Here is a 15,212-nt window from a genome sequence, read left to right on the forward strand (position 1 = left end):
GTCACCGGTCGGGCGCCGTGCGCGGCGTCACAACAGGGCGAACTGGCCGTCCGGCCCTTCCTCGCGGTGGTCCAGGACCGAGGCGGGCCGCCGGGACGATGCGGGCGGCGGCAGCACCCCGGGCACCTCCGTGAGCTCGTCGAAGGCCGACGGCGACGACAGCGCAGCACGGCGCGGGGCGAGTTCGCCGAGCAGCGCAAGCACGGTGATCAGCTCCAGCAGGTCCGACGTCCACTCCTGGGGCCAGGACGTGGGCCGGACCGCGGCCAGCGTGCCCGGCTCGGCCTCCGCCGTGCGCAGGGCGAACCAGTGCTCCAGCACCCGCACTCCGCCGACGTGGACGTCCCAGGCTTCCGCGGGGACCGGCGAGATCCGGCCGTCGTCCAGGTGCAGGCCCTGCTCCGTCGGGTCGTAGGCCAGGGCGGTCGGGCGCGGCGGCAGGGCGGCCCGTACGTACGGGCGGCGGCCACCGGGCAGCCGCGGTCGTTCCCCGCTGCGCGCACCCCCGAGTTGGACGTCCAGCAGGCGTCGGCCGATCGCGACGCCGTCGAAGAAGACGTCGGGGTCGACCGGCAGCGGCACCGCGGCGCCGGCGGGGGAGTGCCGGGCCGCTACCAGGATCCAGGCGAGTACGGCGAAGGCGTCCACCTCGCGGCCGTACCGCTCGCCGAGCGCCGGCAGCAGCCCGGGCGCGAGGTTGGGCTCGACGCCGCCGGGCCTGCGGAACAGCGGGCGGATCCGGCCGGGCCGCCCGGCCGGCGCGTGACCGTCCGGCAGATACGGCGAGACCACCACCGCCGGTCCGGCGAGGTCGACGCCGGGGCTGCTCGTGGCGCTGCCGCTGACCGCCGGCGGGCCTTGCTCGACGACGAAGACCTGGTGGTCGTCCGCGACCCGCCACAGCTCGGGGCGGGCCACGTCGATCAGCCTGTGGTCCGGGATGAGCCACTGCCGGTCGAAGGGTCCGTGCGCCACCGGGACGGGCGCGGGGCACCTGCCGCGCTCGGCGGCGAACCGGGTCGTGGCGCCGTGCTGGCCCGGCAGTTGGCCCACGGCGGCGTCCGGGGTGCGGGCCCGGGTGGGGTGGAACAGGGCGGTGCGCTGAGCGCCTTCGGCCCGTACCAGAGCGTCCCAACGGGCGGTCAGCGTCCCCGGGTCCGGGGCCAGCACCCAGGCACGGCCCAACCGCAGCGGGCGCACGCCCCAGGGCATCAGCTCGTCGAGCATCGGCATGCCCCCATCCTCCCCTGCGCCTCTGGACGTATCCGCCGTTTCCCTGCGAGTGCGTTGGTCACTGCGGCCCGGTGGTGGGCTTGTCGCGCAGTTCCTCCCCCTGTGCCCTGGGGGCACGGGGGCACCCCCACCTACGCCCAGAGGGCGTGGGGGCCCCAGCGCCCCAAAAACCTCCCCCTCCCGCCCGCAGATAGGCGACGGGGGAAGCGAATCAGGGGCGCGGGGAACTGCGCGAACAACCACAACGCACCCGCAGAGACAAGTCCGCCCGCGTTGAAACGGCGCTGATTGGGGCACAGGGGACAGGGGGCGGAACTGCGCGACAAGCCACGCACCGGGCCGCAGACGCAAGGGCACAGCTCGCCGCACGGCGAAACCGCACTGCCCCTCAGTCCGCGTCGATCGTGACGGAGAAGGAGAACCGGTCGCCCCGGTACTGGATGCGGGCCACGTCGATGACCCGGCCCGCCGCGTCGTAGGTCACGCCGGTGTAGTGCAGGATCGGGCTGAGCAGCGGCACCTGGAGCAGCTCCGCGGTCTGCGGATCCGCGAGTCGCGCCTCCACCGTGTCCGTGATCCGGCTGATCTTGACGCCGACCGCGTCCCGCAGGACCTTCGTCATCGGCCAGCGCTCCAGGTCGGCCAGGTCCACCTGCGCGGCGACGTCGGGGCGGACCGCGTTCTGCGCCCAGTTGGTGGGCTCGCCGCTGTCGCCGTCCCGGCGCAGCCGGCGGAAGGTGACGACCTCGGCCAGGTCGGGGAAGTGCTCGGCGAGGTCACCGGGCACCGGCTCCGGGCCGTGGCCGAGGACCGTGGTGCGCTCGCCGGACTGCTGCGCCACCACCGCGTCGATCGAGCCCAGCAGCCGCCGGGGGGCGCCCCGCCGCGCCCCGGGCTCGATGAAGGTGCCGCGCCGCCGGTGCCGACTGATCAGCCCCTCCGCCTCCAACTCCTTGAGCGCCTGCCGCATCGTCAGCACGCTCACGCCGTAGTGCGCGGCCAGCTGCTCCTCGGTCGGCAGCCGCAGCGAGGCGTCCGGCGTGCGGCCGAGTATGGAGGCGCGCAGCGACTGCGAGACCTGGTACCACAGCGGCAGCTTGCGGTTGAGGACCAGCGAGTCGGGGGCGAAGGAGGAGGTCACGGGGGCTCCGTATCTCCGTAGGTCAGGACCTGAAATGACGCTCAAGACCCTGCCACACCGCGTCGTACCCCTTCTGCAGATGCCCGGCCTCCGCCGCCCGCGCGGCGGTCATGATCGGCCAGCGGGTCTCGAACATGAAGGCCAGGCCGTCGTCGATCTTCTGCGGCTTCAGCTCGGCGGCGCTGGCCCGCTCGAAGGTCTCCCGGTCGGGGCCGTGCGCGGACATCATGTTGTGCAGCGAGCCGCCGCCGGGGACGAAGCCGCCCTTGCCCGCGGTCTTCGCGTCGTACGCGCCCTCGATCAGGCCCATGTACTCGCTCATGACGTTGCGGTGGAAGTAGGGCGGGCGGAAAGTGTCCTCGCCGACCAGCCAGCGCGGTGCGAAGACGACGAAGTCGACGCCCGCCAGGCCCGGGGTGTCGGTGGGGGAGGTGAGGACGGTGAAGATGGACGGGTCCGGGTGGTCGTACGAGATGCTGCCCATCACGTTGAAGCGGCGCAGGTCGTAGACGTACGGGACGTGGTTGCCGTGCCAGGCGACGACGTCGAGCGGGGAGTGGTCGTACGTCGCGGCCCACAGGTTGCCGCAGTACTTGGTCACCACCTCCACCGGGCCCGTCACGTCCTCGAAGCGGGCGGTGGGGGCGCGGAAGTCGCGGGCGTTCGCCAGGCCGTTGGCGCCGATGGGGCCGAGGTCGGGGAGGCGGAAGGGCGCGCCGTAGTTCTCGCAGACGTAGCCGCGGGCCCGCTCGTCCAGCAGCTCGACGCGGAACCGCACGCCCCGCGGGATCAGGGCGACCTCGCCGGGGCGGGCGGCGAGCGCGCCGAGCTCCGTGACCAGCAGCAGTCCGCCCGACTCGGGGACGATCAGGAGCTCGCCGTCGGCGTTGCCGAAGACGCGGTCGGTCATGGCGGTGTCGGCGTGGTAGAGGTGCACGGCCATGCCGGTGCGGGTGGCCGCGTCGCCGTTGCCGCCGAGGGTCCACAGACCGGCCAGCCAGTCCGTGCCCGGCGCCGGCTCGGGCAGCGGGTCCCAGCGCAGCCGGTTGGGGTCGGGGACGGTCTCCGCGAACGGGGCGCCGCCGAGCGCGCCGGCGTCGATGCGCGCGAGCGGCGGGTGCGCGGCCGACGGGCGGATCCGATAGAGCCAGGAGCGGCGGTTCGCCCCGCGCGGCTCGGTGAAGGCGGAGCCGCTGAGCTGCTCCGCGTAGAGGCCGAGGGGTGCGCGCTGGGGGGAGTTGCGCCCGGTGGGCAGGGCGCCGGGGACCGCTTCGGACGCGTGCTCGTTGCCGAAGCCGGTGGCGTACTCCAATGCGTCGGCCGTCTTCCGCGCCCGCTCGCTCCGCGCCTGCCCCAACCCGCTCATCGTCAGCTCCCGGTGCCGAAGGAATCAATGCCGAAGGAATCAATGTCGAAGACCCAGCAATCCTATGGACAACCGTAGGATTGCGTGCCGGTCCCGTCAACGGCATTCGCGCGGCATGATGGACGGCGTGTCCCACGCACACCTACGCCGTGAGCCCGTCCAACAGCGCTCCGCGCGGCGGCTCGCGCGGATCTTGGACGCCTGTGCGGAACTCCTCGACGAGACCGGGTACGAAGCGCTGTCGACCCGGGCCGTCGCCGCGCGGGCGGGCGTGCCGATCGGGTCCGTGTACCGCTTCTTCGGCAACAAGAGGGCCCTCGCCCACGCCCTGGCGGCGCGCAACCTCGACCGGTACGCGGCCCGGGTCGGCGAGCGGGTGGCCGCGCTGCCGCCGGGGGACTGGCACGGGCTGCTGGACGCGGTCCTCGACGAGTACCTGGCGATGAAGCGCACCGTCCCCGGGTTCTCCCTGGTGGACTTCGGCCACCAGATCCCGGTCGGGGCGCGCCCCTCGGGCGCCAACAGCGCCGTGGCCGACCGGCTCGCCGACCTCGTCGCCGACCACCTGGGGCGCGCCGCGGACGCCGAGCTGCGGTGCGCCGTCCTGGTCGCGGTGGAGGCGGCGGACGCCGTGCTGCAACTGGCCTTCAGGGTCGCGGAGTCGGGGGACGGGGAGATCGTCGCGCAGGCCCGGGTGATGCTGCGGGCGTATCTCTCCGAGGTCCTGGGCAGTCCTTAGGGAATCGTCCGCGCACGGGGCTGCCGGGCGTAAATCCGGCCGATATGTCCACGGCGGTTGGTGCCCGGTGGACCGGTTTTCCCGGAGGCTCTTCGTTGACCTGGGGTTTTGCTCGTATTGCTCACACGTCAACATCTTGTTAACGCCAAATGACGCGACCTAACGTCATCCGGACCGCCGCTCCGGTGGGAGTTCAAGGATGAACGTTAGGTAGCCCCCATGCTGACAATCCTCGGCTTCGCGATGATCGCGACCTTCCTGGTCCTGATCATGACGAAGAAGATGTCGCCCATCGCGGCGCTGGTCCTCATCCCCGCACTCTTCTGCGTCTTCGTCGGGCAGGGCGCGAAGCTGGGGGACTACGTCATCGAAGGCGTCGGCAATCTCGCCCCCACGGCGGCGATGCTGATGTTCGCGATCGTCTACTTCGGCGTGATGATCGACGTGGGTCTCTTCGACCCGATCGTCCGCGGCATCCTGCGGTTCTGCAAGGCGGACCCGATGCGGGTCGTGGTCGGCACAGCGCTGCTGGCCGCGATCGTCTCCCTCGACGGCGACGGCTCCACCACCTTCATGATCACCGTCTCGGCGATGTACCCGCTGTACAAGCGGCTGAAGATGAGCCTGGTCGTGATGACCGGCATCGCGGCCACCGCGAACGGCGTGATGAACACCCTGCCCTGGGGCGGCCCCACCGCCCGTGCGGCGACCGCGCTGAAGCTGGACGCGGCCGACATCTTCGTGCCGATGATCCCGGCGCTGCTGGTCGGACTGCTCTTCGTCTTCATCCTCGCGTACTTCCTGGGCCTGCGGGAGCGCAAGCGGCTCGGCTACCTGTCGCTGGACGAGGCCCTCACCCCGCAGAGCGAGACCGTGCTGGTGAAGGCCGGGGCGAAGGGTGCCGGCAAGGGCGCGACGGGCAAGGGCGCCGGCACCGGCGCTGGCTCTGGCTCCGGCGCCGACCTCGCCAAGGACGACGCCGACGGCGACGCCAAGGACGCGGCGCAGGGCGATGACGACGACCTCGACGGCTTCCAGGGCCTCGACCCCAACCGCGAGACCCTGCGCCCCAAGCTGTACTGGTTCAACGCCGGCCTCACCGTCGCCCTGCTCACCGCGATGATCATGGAGCTGCTGCCGATCCCGGTGCTCTTCCTGCTGGGTGCGGCCCTCGCCCTGACGGTCAACTACCCCAACATGGCCGAGCAGAAGGCCCGCATCGCCGCCCACGCGGAGAACGTCCTCAACGTCTCCGGCATGGTCTTCGCCGCCGCCGTCTTCACCGGAGTCCTCACCGGCACCGGCATGGTCAAGCACATGGCGGACTGGCTCGTCGGCGCCATCCCCGAGGGCATGGGCCCGCACATGGCCATCGTCACCGGTCTGCTGAGCCTGCCGCTGACGTACTTCATGTCGAACGACGGCTTCTACTTCGGCGTCCTGCCCGTCCTCGCCGAGGCGGGCGCCGCCCACGGAGTCTCCCCGCTGGAGATCGCCCGCGCCTCCCTGGTGGGCCAGGCCCTGCACATGTCCAGCCCGCTGGTCCCGGCGGTGTACGTGCTGGTCGGCATGGCTAAGGTCGAGTTCGGCGACCACACCCGCTTCACCGTCAAGTGGGCCGCGCTCACCTCGCTCGTCGTGCTCGCCGCCGGAGTCCTCTTCGGCATCATCTGACCGCCCGGCCGGCGCGGCCGGCCAGGAGCGTCGAGGAGCCCCATGGACCGGGGATGGTTGCTGCGTCTCGTCATCGCCTTCGGCTTCACGCAGGCGGCGGTGTCGATGGCGCGGCCGGCCGTCTCCTACCGGGCCCTCGCGCTCGGCGCCGACGAGCGCGCGATCGGCGTCATCGCCGGGGCGTACGCGCTGCTCCCGCTGTTCGCCGCGGTCCCGCTGGGCCGCCGCACCGACCACGGCCGGTGCACGCCCCTGCTCTACCTCGGCGTCGCCCTGATAGCGGCGGGCTGTGCGCTCAGCGGCTCGGCGGACAGCCTGACCACGCTGGCGGCCTGGAGCGGGGTGATGGGCCTTGGCCACCTGGCGTTCGTCATCGGCGCCCAGTCGATCGTGGCCCGTCGCTCCCTGCCGGACGAGCAGGACCGGGACTTCGGCCACCTCACCGTCGGCGTCTCGCTCGGCCAACTCGTCGGCCCGCTCGCAGCCGGCCTCACCGTCTCCGGGCAGGACGGCGCCATGGGCCGCACCAGCGCCCTCGCCCTGGTCGTCGCCGCGGGCGTCTGCGCGGTCGCCCTCACCTCGATGTGGCGCGTCGAAGCCCGTGCGGCCCGGCGGAGCCGGAAGGCGGTCGGGGCTCCCGAGGAGCCGGCCGCCGTGCCCGTCCGCCACATCCTGCGCACCCGGGGCGTGCCCGCCGGCATCTTCATCAGCCTCGCCGTGCTCTCCGCGGTCGACGTGCTCACCGCCTACCTGCCGGTCATCGGCGAGGAGCGCGGCATCGCCCCCTTCGTCGTCGGCGTGCTGCTGAGCCTGCGCGCCGCGGCCACCATCGCCTGCCGGCTGGTGATGGCCCCGCTGATACGGCTGTTGGGCCGTACGGTCCTGCTGGCCGGCAGCTGTCTGCTGGGGGCCCTGCTCTGCGCCGCCGTCGCCCTCCCGCTGCCGCTGTGGGCGCTGGCCGTGCTGCTGACCGCCCTCGGCTTCTGCCTGGGCGCGGGACAGCCGCTGTCGATGACGACCGTCGTACAAGCCTCGCCCCCGCAGGCGCGCTCCACCGCGCTCGCACTGCGGTTGACGGGCAATCGGCTCGGCCAGGTCGCGGCCCCCGCCGCCGCCGGACTCCTCGCCGGAGCCACCGGACCCACGGCCCCGTTCCTGATGCTCGGAGTGCTGCTGCTCGCGGCCACGGGGCTGAGCGCCCGCAAGCCGAATCCCGCTACGGAGAAGGGAATTCGCAGAGTTTTCAACCAAGTTCCGGGGGGTTTGGCCGAGGCGCGGAAGAAGCGCGACGAACATCCGTCCGACGCATTCCCCGAAAGGGATTAGTGGGCTAGCTTTCTGGCACCCCAGCCACCCCCCCCACATCACGGCGGACCCTTATGACGCGCGCGATCTCGCTTCACCATGTCACCAAGCGCTTCGGACGCGGACGGCACACCGCGGTCGACCGATTCGCCTTCGATATCGAGCCAGGGGAATTCGTGGTCCTCGTCGGCCCGTCCGGTTGCGGAAAATCGACCGTGCTCCGCATGATCGCCGCACTGGAGGAGCTCACCGAAGGGGAATTGCCCTCGACGGCGCCCCGGCCGGCCATCTACCGCCGCGCGAACGCGACATGGCGATGGTGTTCCAGAAATTCGCCCTCTACCCCACCATGACCAACCGGGACATGTCGCTCGGCGACCGGGTCGCCGTCCTACGTGACGGAGCGCTCCAGCAGGTCAGCACCCCGCGCGCGACGTACGCCCTGCCGCGCAACATCTTCGTCGCCGCCTTCATCGGCACGCCCCGCATCAATCTGCTGCGGGCCGTCGTGCACGCGCCGCTCGCCGACTCCCTGTCCGTGGTGCTCGGCGCGCAGCGGCTGCAACTGCCGGAACCGCTGAGCCCCGACCACCAGTTGCTCTGCGTCCACCGGGGCCGGGCGCTGATCGTGGGGCTGCGCGCGGACGCCGCGCGGATCGCGGCGCCCGGGCAGCGGCGCGCCGGCGAGGCCCTGCTGTCGGGGACCGTCGAGTACGTGGAGTACCAGGGCCACGAAGTCCTGGTGCACATGCACACCGGGTCGCGGCCGGCCGTGGTGCCCGAACTCGAAGCGTCCCGCACCCCCGAGCCCGCGCGGGCCGGCGATGCGCCGTCCGCCGCCGGCGTCTTGCGCCGGCTCGGGGAACGGGCCCGGGCCCGCGTCGCGGCCGTCGGGGGCGAGGAGCGGGCGTCCCCGCCGTACGGGCACTACGGGCCCGACGACCCGGAGCTGCCGCCCGTCCCGACCAGCGACCTGTTCGTGCGCACCAGCCCCGACACCTGGCTCAGACCCGGCGCGCAGGTCCCCGTCCTGATCGACCTCGCCCAGCTCTACGTCTTCGACCACCACGGCACCCGAATCTGCCCCCCTCCCGCGACCTCGTGCGCTGCGCGGGAGGCGCCCCCCTCGCGCGCAGGGGGACCCCGCGCCCCTAGGCACCCTCGCCGTTTCCCTGCGGAGTCATTGGCCACTGCTGCCTGGTGGGTGGCTTGTCGCGCAGTTCCGCCCCCTACGCCCGAAGGGCGTGGTGGTACCCCCAGGACGCCCGAGGGGCGTGGTGGTACCCCCAGGACGCCCGAGGGGCGTGGTGGTACCCCCAGCGCCACCTGTTTCGCTGCCCCCGTCACTCGTCTGCGGGCTGGGGCGGAGGTTTTTGGGGCGCGGGGAACTGCGCGAACAACTCACCACCGGGCCTCAGAGACCAATCGACCCGCAGGGAAACGGCGGGTAAGTCCAGTCGGTGACGCCGTCACGCGCGTGGGGCGGGGGCGGCGGGCTCGTAGTGCCACACCGGGGCCAGGAAGTCGTCGTAGCGAGAGGTCCGGTACTCCTCCGGCAGCCGATCGCGGGCGACGACGCACCGCGCGTCCCGGCAGAGCGCCAGCGAGCGGGCGACGGCGAGCAGGACCGTCGGACGGTCGTCGTCCAGGCGTTCGGCCAGCACTGCCACGACGTCGTCGCGCCGTTCGGTGCGCGCCGCCGCCGCGACCTCGTAGCACGCGTGCTGCCTGACCAGCGGGTCGGCGTCCCGGGTCAGCGAGAGGACCACGTCCAGGTGCTCGGTGGGACGGTCGTGGCGGATCAGCCCCCTGGCGACCTCGGCGCGCACCCGGCCCTCGGGGTGGTCGAGGTGCCGCAGCAGCGCGGCGACCGCGCGCGGGTCCTCGTCCTCGGCGAGCGCGTACAGGACCAGGGCGAGGACCTCCGGGTCGTCCTCGTCGTCCGACCAGGGCAGCAGGACGTCAAGCAGCCGCCGAGCCCACGGATTGGGCCCCTTCGACCACAGGAAGTCCCACCCCGTGACGTACGTCATGCGCAGCACGTCCACACCGAAGTACCGCACCAAGGGATCGGGGTGGCCGCGTAGCGCCGCTGCCGCCTCCCAGCCGGCCCCGTCGCGCGTGTCGGCGATCACGGCCGCCGCGGCGCTCCAGGTCAGATGGGAGGTGTCCGCGCACTCCACGGCGCGCCGGAGCAGTTCGTCGAAGGGGGCCGGGACGCCGAACTCGGTCTCCAACTCGGTGAGGACCGCGGTGTGTCCGTCCCGTACGGTCAGGCCCCCGAGGGACACTTCGTCGCAGTCGGTCCACTGGTCCCGCACCCGGCGGCGCTCGACGGGGCCGCTCGCGCCCGTGCGGCGGCGCAGTTCCGCCTCGACGCCGACCTCGTGCCAGTGCCGTGCCAGCGCGAGCAGTTCGGTGCGCTCCTCGTCGGTGAGCCGGGTCGGGTCCCTTCTGACCAGGGCGAGCAGCAGGTCCGGCGATCCGGAGTCGACGGTGCGCACCAGCGCGCCGCGGCCGTCCGCGTCCGGCAGTCGAAGGTCCGCGCCGTGGTCGAAGAGGGCCTCGGCGACCCGGTCCGCGAAGCGGTCGATGGCCAGGTGCAGGACCGTTCGGCCATCGTCGTCGCGCGCGTCGGGGTCGGCGCCGTCCGCGAGCAGCGCGGCTGCGGTCCCGTCGTCGCCGTCCACCACGGCGGCCACCAGCGCGGCGGCGCTCTCCGCGGTGCGCTCGGGTGCGTCGTTCACGTCCGCACGATAGCCGCGTACTCGCTGGTCAGCCCAGTGATTATGGCCCGCAGCCCGGTGTCGAAGGCGCCCTCGTCGACCTGCTGCCGATGCTCCGCCAGCAGGTGCGCCCGGCCCAGGTGCGGATAGTCGGCGGGGTCGTAGGCACTCTCGTCGTCGACGAAGCCGCCGGCGAAGGAGGCGAGCGCGGAACCGGTGATGAAGTAGCGCATCAGGGCGCCGATGCGGGTGGCCTCGGCGGGCGGCCAGCCGGCGCGGACCATCGCGCCGAAGACGGCGTCGGCGATGCGCAGCCCCGCGGGGCGCCGGCCGGGGCCGCGGGCGAAGACCGGGACGATGTTCGGATGGGCCTTGAGGGCGGCGCGGTACGACACCGCCCAGTCGTGCAGCGCGGTGCGCCAGTCGCGTCCGTCGGCTGGGTCGAACATCTCCAGGTCGACCTGGGCGCTCACCGCGTCGGCCACCGCTTCCAGGATGTCGTCCTTGGTGCGGAAGTGGTTGTACAGGGAAGGGCCGCTGACGCCCAACTCGGCGGCGAGCCGGCGGGTGGAGACCGCCTCCAGGCCCTCCGCGTCCACCAGCGCGCTCGCCGCGGCGACGATCCGGTCACGGCTGAGCAGGGGCTTGCGGGGTCGGGCCATGCCGCACATAGTAGGGCTGCCAACAGAAAACTAGCAGTGCTAGTAAAAGAGGGGCCCATGGATCTGGAGCTGAGCGAGGAGCAGTCGGCCGTCCGACAGCTGGCGGAGGACTTCGTACGCCGGGAGGTCACCCCGAACGCCGCCGCCTGGGACCGCGCCGAGAGCGTGGACCGCGGGATCGTGCAACAACTCGGCCGGTTGGGCTTCTTGGGGCTGACCGTCCCCGAGGAGTACGGCGGCTGTGGCGGCGACCACCTCGCGTACTGTCTGGTCACCGAGGAGTTGGGGCGCGGGGACTCCGCCGTGCGCGGCATCGTCTCCGTCTCCCTCGGGCTGGTCGCCAAGACGCTCGCGACCTGGGGCGACGAGACGCAGAAGCGGACGTGGCTGCCGAGGCTCACCGCCGGCGAGGCCCTCGGCTGCTTCGCGCTCACCGAGCCCGGCACCGGCTCCGACGCCGGAAACCTGACCACCCGCGCCGTGCCGGACGGCGGGGACTTCCGGATCACCGGCACCAAGATGTTCATCACCAACGGCACCTGGGCCGACCTCGCCCTGGTCTTCGCCCGCACCAACGACACCCCCGGACACCGGGGACTGTCGGCCTTCCTGGTGCCCGCCGACGCTCCCGGGCTCGACCGCCGCCCGGTGCACGGAAAGCTGGGGCTGCGCGGCCAGGCCACCGCCGAGTTGGTCTTCGACGACGTGCGGGTGCCCGCGTCGGCGATGCTCGGGCCCGAGGGCAAGGGCTTCTCGGTGGCGATGTCCGCCCTGGCCAAGGGGCGGATGTCGGTCGCGGCGGGCTGCGTCGGCATCGCCCAGGCGGCCCTGGACGCCGCCGTCGGTTACGCGCGCGAACGCGAGCAGTTCGGCCGGCCCATCGCCGCGCACCAACTCGTCCAGGAGCTGATCAGCGACATCTCCGTGGACGTCGCGGCGGCCCGGCTGCTGACCTGGCGGGTGGCCGACCTCGTCGACCGCGGCCAGGACTTCGCCACCGCCGCGTCCCAGGCGAAGCTGTACGCCTCCGAAGCGGCGGTCCGGGCGGCCAACAACGCCCTCCAGGTCTACGGTGGCTATGGCTACATCGACGAGTACCCGGTCGGGAAGCTGGTCCGGGACGCCCGGGTGATGACGCTGTACGAAGGCACCAGCCAGATCCAGAAGCTGATCATCGGCCGCGACCTGACCGGGGTCTCCGCGTTCTGAGCCACCCGCACGGGCGCGTACGGGTGGCGTACGGACCCTAAGCGCTTGCTCATCATCAGGGTATGGTGATCCCCCCTGATGCGCCTTAAGGAGAGCCCATGGCAGCGGCGGAGCACGCGACCCGCGAGGGCGAGGACGTGCCGTGGGGCGAGGTCGAGCCCGATGCGGCCAGGAAGCTGCTCGTCGCCGCCGTCGAGGCGTTCGCCGAGCGCGGCTACCACGCCACGACCACCCGGGACATCGCGAGCCGCGCCGGCATGAGCCCCGCCGCGCTCTACATCCACTACAAGACCAAGGAAGAGCTGCTGCACCGCATCAGCCGCATCGGGCACACCCGTGCGCTGGCGGTGCTCTCCGCGGCGGCCGAGCGCGGCGGCACCCCGTCGGAGCAGTTGGCCGAGGCGGTCGGCTCCTTCGTGCGCTGGCACGCCGGGCGCCACGACACCGCCCGGGTGGTGCAGTACGAACTCGACGCGCTCGCCCCCGAGCACCGCACCGAGATCGTGGCCCTGCGGCGGCAGAGCGACGCCGTCGTGCGCGAGATCCTGCGCGCGGGCGTGGAGAGCGGCGAGTTCGACGTGCCGGACGTGCCCGGCACCACGCTCGCCGTGCTCTCGCTCTGCATCGACGTGGCGCGGTGGTTCAACGTGCGGGGGAGCCGTACGCCCGAGGAGGTCGGCGCGCTCTACGCCGACCTCGTGCTGCGGATGGTCTCCGCCGGGCGGTGAGCGCCCGCCGGGCCGCGGCCCGGCAGCGGAGGCGGGGGGCTCAGAAGAAGTAGCGGGAGACGGACTCGGCCACGCACACCGGCTTGGTGCCGCCCTCCCGCTCCACGGTCACCTTCGCCGTCACCTGGACGCCGCCGCCCGCCTCCACCACCTCGGCGAGCGTCACCGAGGCGCGCAGCCGGGAGCCGACCGGCACGGGCGCGGGGAAGCGGACCTTGTTGGTGCCGTAGTTCAGGCCCATCTTCATCCCCTCGACCCGCAGCACCTGCGGTACGAGCACGGGCAGCAGCGACAGCGTCAGATACCCGTGGGCGATGGTCGTCCCGAAGGGGCCGTCCTTCGCCCGCTCCGGGTCCACGTGGATCCACTGGTGGTCGCCGGTCGCCTCCGCGAACAGGTCGATCCGCTGCTGGTCGACCTCCAGCCAGTCGCTGTGCCCCAGCTCCTCGCCGACCGCGGCGCCCAGTTCGTCGGCGGAGGTGAAGATCCTCGGCTCGGCCATGTCCAGCTCCCTGCCTCTCGCGGGCGGTCGTACGCACGGCGGCGCGCGGGGGCGAACGCGTGGGCGTACGGGCAGCCGCCCGCTGTCGTCCGTACCTTCTAAGCGTTTGCTCAGCATGCGTGGGCGGGCGCTCCGCTGTCAACGGACCACCCAGTAGGGTTCGCTGGATGCCCCAGACGCGCGACACCCGCAACGAACTCACCGTCGGCCAGCTCTCGCTCCGCAGCGGCGCGGCCGTCTCCGCCCTGCACTTCTACGAGGCCAAGGGGCTGATCCACAGCCGTAGGACCAGCGGAAACCAGCGCCGCTACAGCCGTGACACGCTGCGCCGGGTGGCCTTCGTGCGTGCCGCGCAGCGCGTCGGGATCCCGCTCGCCACCATCAGGGACGCGCTCGCGGAGCTGCCCGAGGAGCGGACGCCGGACCGGGAGGACTGGGCGCGGCTGTCCCGCGTCTGGCGCCGGGAGCTGGACGAGCGCATCAAGCAGCTCGGCCGGCTCAGGGACACCCTCACCGAGTGCATCGGCTGCGGCTGCCTCTCGTTGGAGACCTGCGCCCTGTCCAACCCGGAGGACGCCTTCGGCCGCCAGCGCCCGGGCTCCCGCCTGATGCCGGGGCCCCTGTGGGGCGAAGGGGGAGAGCGGACCGGCGAAGCCGGTGAGGCCGGCGAGCGCGCGGCGGTGCCGCGGTCGAGCGACGTCTGTACGCCCGACGGCGCTGCGGGCGACGGTACGGAACCCTGCCGCTGAGCCGTCGGTGCGCGCTGCCGGCCGCGGCGCTCAAGCTGGCGGACGGGCCCGCACCCCCGTTGAGCCGGGCCCGTCACCACGCGCCGGGCCATCTGGGCGGCCTTCGCGTGTGCCCAACTCTCCCCATGGCAAACCAGTGGGGCCACCGCATTTTCGTCTGATACGGGGCGACGCTTCGGCGCGATGCCACGGCGGGGCTTGGGCGCGGCGCGGCGCCCGGGTGCGGTCCCGCGCCGCGCTCGCGCCGGCGGGCCCGCTCATGCGACCGAGGCGAGTTCCCTGCGCCCGGCCGCCTTCGCCGCCGTGACCGCCTGCGCATTGAGCACCGGCTGCGGCACCACGATGCCGCAGCCGGTGCACACGGGCCCGGTCCACGGCTCCTGCTCCAGGTCATGCCGCCACACGATGGCCGTCGTCCCGCACACGGGGCAGGCCGCGCCGGGCTCGTCCTCCAGCGCGGCCACCAACCGGCGCAACACCTCGTCCAGGGGCGCGGAGGGGTGTGCGCGAGGGCTGTCGCAGCGCGCGACGCCGTTGCCGCCCCAGGCGTGCCGGTGCCACTCGTCCGCGGCCGACGGGCGGCGCAGCCCGTCGTGCTTCTCGCGCTTGCGGCGGTCGGCGAAGCCCTCCTCGTAGCCGAGCCAGACCGTACGGGCCCGCTCCAACTCGTCGAGCGCGGCCACCAGCCGCGCCGGATCGGGGGCCCGGTCCTCGGGTTCGATGCCGTGCCTGGCACACAGGTGGTCCCACGTCGCCCGGTGTCCGTACGGGGCGAAACGCTCCAGGCACTTGCGCAGTGAGTAGCGCCGTAGCGCCAGGTCACACCGCGGGTCACGCACCTGTCTCGCGAGACTGCGGAAACCGGCCATCGTCACTGCCACCTCCGTCGCTGTACTTCGGCGTCGAGGAATGGACGTACGAGTGCCCGATCCGGCTCCATCGGAAATCCGATGGGGGCCATCAGGCAAACGCCCACGGCAGGCTGCGGCCGGTCGTTGTCCGGGCGTCTCCTAGGGCCTGTCTTGCGGATCTTGCTGGGCTCGCGTGCCCTGGCACCGCTCCCCCTGGGCCTTCGGCCCGGGAGGTGCCCCCACTCCGCGTTGTCGTCGGTCGCCGACACTCCGCGTCGACTCTCTCCTCCGCCTTGAGATCCACGGCACCAGACCTCGCTCCCTGAT

At 72.8% G+C, this 15,212-nt stretch carries 13 protein-coding genes and 1 pseudogene; 7 read left to right on the top strand and 7 right to left on the bottom strand.

Features of this window, described 5'->3' with window-relative positions; genetic code table 11:
* Positions 1–27 precede the first annotated feature (27 nt).
* The 3 genes from ABZ842_RS11185 to hmgA all read right to left on the bottom strand — a co-directional run bounded on the left by ABZ842_RS11185 (position 28) and on the right by hmgA (position 3,740).
* The gene (locus ABZ842_RS11185) at positions 28–1,233 is read right to left on the bottom strand and encodes a type ISP restriction/modification enzyme (protein ID WP_361535392.1); all 1,206 of its coding nucleotides are present in this window, start codon (positions 1,231–1,233) and stop codon (positions 28–30) included.
* A gap of 388 nt (positions 1,234–1,621) precedes the next feature.
* The gene (locus ABZ842_RS11190) at positions 1,622–2,374 is read right to left on the bottom strand and encodes a GntR family transcriptional regulator (RefSeq protein WP_361535395.1); all 753 of its coding nucleotides are present in this window, start codon (positions 2,372–2,374) and stop codon (positions 1,622–1,624) included.
* A 22-nt stretch (positions 2,375–2,396) separates the two neighbouring features.
* Complete coding sequence (gene hmgA / locus ABZ842_RS11195; RefSeq protein WP_361535398.1) at positions 2,397–3,740, bottom strand: homogentisate 1,2-dioxygenase; 1,344 nt, start codon at positions 3,738–3,740, stop codon at positions 2,397–2,399.
* A 118-nt stretch (positions 3,741–3,858) separates the two neighbouring features.
* On the opposite strand from hmgA, the gene ABZ842_RS11200 reads away from it, so the two are divergent.
* The 4 genes and pseudogenes from ABZ842_RS11200 to ABZ842_RS11215 form a co-directional block, all read left to right on the top strand.
* Positions 3,859–4,479, top strand: coding sequence for a TetR/AcrR family transcriptional regulator (locus tag ABZ842_RS11200; RefSeq protein WP_361535922.1), 621 nt, complete (start codon positions 3,859–3,861; stop codon positions 4,477–4,479).
* Between the two features lie 219 nt (positions 4,480–4,698).
* The gene (locus tag ABZ842_RS11205; RefSeq protein ID WP_361535401.1) at positions 4,699–6,153 is read left to right on the top strand and encodes a citrate:proton symporter; all 1,455 of its coding nucleotides are present in this window, start codon (positions 4,699–4,701) and stop codon (positions 6,151–6,153) included.
* Between the two features lie 42 nt (positions 6,154–6,195).
* Positions 6,196–7,479, top strand: coding sequence for an MFS transporter (locus tag ABZ842_RS11210; RefSeq protein ID WP_361535404.1), 1,284 nt, complete (start codon positions 6,196–6,198; stop codon positions 7,477–7,479).
* A gap of 53 nt (positions 7,480–7,532) precedes the next feature.
* Positions 7,533–8,551: pseudogene (locus ABZ842_RS11215) on the top strand (ATP-binding cassette domain-containing protein); the annotation flags it as partial.
* Between the two features lie 376 nt (positions 8,552–8,927).
* Here ABZ842_RS11215 and ABZ842_RS11220 read toward each other — a convergent pair.
* On the bottom strand, positions 8,928–10,205 hold the full coding sequence (locus ABZ842_RS11220; protein ID WP_361535407.1) for a HEAT repeat domain-containing protein: 1,278 nt from the start codon (positions 10,203–10,205) through the stop codon (positions 8,928–8,930).
* Positions 10,202–10,846 carry a TetR/AcrR family transcriptional regulator gene (locus ABZ842_RS11225; RefSeq protein ID WP_361535410.1) on the bottom strand — a complete coding sequence of 215 codons (645 nt, stop codon included), beginning with the start codon at positions 10,844–10,846 and terminating at the stop codon, positions 10,202–10,204. Before ABZ842_RS11225 ends, ABZ842_RS11220 begins: the two co-directional genes overlap by 4 nt.
* Positions 10,847–10,903: 57 nt before the next feature.
* On the opposite strand from ABZ842_RS11225, the gene ABZ842_RS11230 reads away from it, so the two are divergent.
* Entirely contained in the window at positions 10,904–12,055 is a 1,152-nt protein-coding gene (locus tag ABZ842_RS11230; protein WP_361535412.1) for an acyl-CoA dehydrogenase family protein, read from the top strand.
* A gap of 98 nt (positions 12,056–12,153) precedes the next feature.
* Complete coding sequence (locus tag ABZ842_RS11235) at positions 12,154–12,783, top strand: TetR/AcrR family transcriptional regulator (protein ID WP_361535414.1); 630 nt, start codon at positions 12,154–12,156, stop codon at positions 12,781–12,783.
* A 40-nt stretch (positions 12,784–12,823) separates the two neighbouring features.
* Here the strand turns inward: ABZ842_RS11235 and ABZ842_RS11240 are convergent, their stop codons facing one another.
* Positions 12,824–13,285 (bottom strand): MaoC family dehydratase, encoded by a 462-nt coding sequence (locus tag ABZ842_RS11240; RefSeq protein WP_361535417.1) that lies wholly within the window; start codon positions 13,283–13,285, stop codon positions 12,824–12,826.
* A 167-nt stretch (positions 13,286–13,452) separates the two neighbouring features.
* Between ABZ842_RS11240 and soxR the strand changes: the two genes are divergently transcribed.
* On the top strand, positions 13,453–14,034 hold the full coding sequence (gene soxR, locus ABZ842_RS11245; protein WP_361535420.1) for a redox-sensitive transcriptional activator SoxR: 582 nt from the start codon (positions 13,453–13,455) through the stop codon (positions 14,032–14,034).
* A 257-nt stretch (positions 14,035–14,291) separates the two neighbouring features.
* Here the strand turns inward: soxR and ABZ842_RS11250 are convergent, their stop codons facing one another.
* Positions 14,292–14,903, bottom strand: coding sequence for a hypothetical protein (locus ABZ842_RS11250; RefSeq protein WP_361535924.1), 612 nt, complete (start codon positions 14,901–14,903; stop codon positions 14,292–14,294).
* Positions 14,904–15,212 lie beyond the last annotated feature (309 nt).

The sequence above is a fragment of the Streptomyces sp. NPDC047315 genome (assembly GCF_040643215.1).
Taxonomy (GTDB): domain Bacteria; phylum Actinomycetota; class Actinomycetes; order Streptomycetales; family Streptomycetaceae; genus Streptomyces.

What these genes read in the sequence shown, in the direction of transcription:
- ABZ842_RS11225 (WP_361535410.1), bottom strand. Translation starts at nt 10,846, where the DNA reads ATGGCCCGACCCCGCAAGCCCCTGCTCAGCCGTGACCGGATCGTCGCC.
- ABZ842_RS11235 (WP_361535414.1), top strand. Translation starts at nt 12,154, where the DNA reads ATGGCAGCGGCGGAGCACGCGACCCGCGAGGGCGAGGACGTGCCGTGG.
- ABZ842_RS11210 (WP_361535404.1), top strand. Translation starts at nt 6,196, where the DNA reads ATGGACCGGGGATGGTTGCTGCGTCTCGTCATCGCCTTCGGCTTCACG.
- ABZ842_RS11230 (WP_361535412.1), top strand. Translation starts at nt 10,904, where the DNA reads ATGGATCTGGAGCTGAGCGAGGAGCAGTCGGCCGTCCGACAGCTGGCG.
- ABZ842_RS11240 (WP_361535417.1), bottom strand. Translation starts at nt 13,285, where the DNA reads ATGGCCGAGCCGAGGATCTTCACCTCCGCCGACGAACTGGGCGCCGCG.
- soxR (WP_361535420.1), top strand. Translation starts at nt 13,453, where the DNA reads ATGCCCCAGACGCGCGACACCCGCAACGAACTCACCGTCGGCCAGCTC.
- ABZ842_RS11250 (WP_361535924.1), bottom strand. Translation starts at nt 14,903, where the DNA reads ATGGCCGGTTTCCGCAGTCTCGCGAGACAGGTGCGTGACCCGCGGTGT.
- ABZ842_RS11205 (WP_361535401.1), top strand. Translation starts at nt 4,699, where the DNA reads ATGCTGACAATCCTCGGCTTCGCGATGATCGCGACCTTCCTGGTCCTG.
- ABZ842_RS11200 (WP_361535922.1), top strand. Translation starts at nt 3,859, where the DNA reads ATGGACGGCGTGTCCCACGCACACCTACGCCGTGAGCCCGTCCAACAG.
- hmgA (WP_361535398.1), bottom strand. Translation starts at nt 3,740, where the DNA reads ATGAGCGGGTTGGGGCAGGCGCGGAGCGAGCGGGCGCGGAAGACGGCC.
- ABZ842_RS11185 (WP_361535392.1), bottom strand. Translation starts at nt 1,233, where the DNA reads ATGCCGATGCTCGACGAGCTGATGCCCTGGGGCGTGCGCCCGCTGCGG.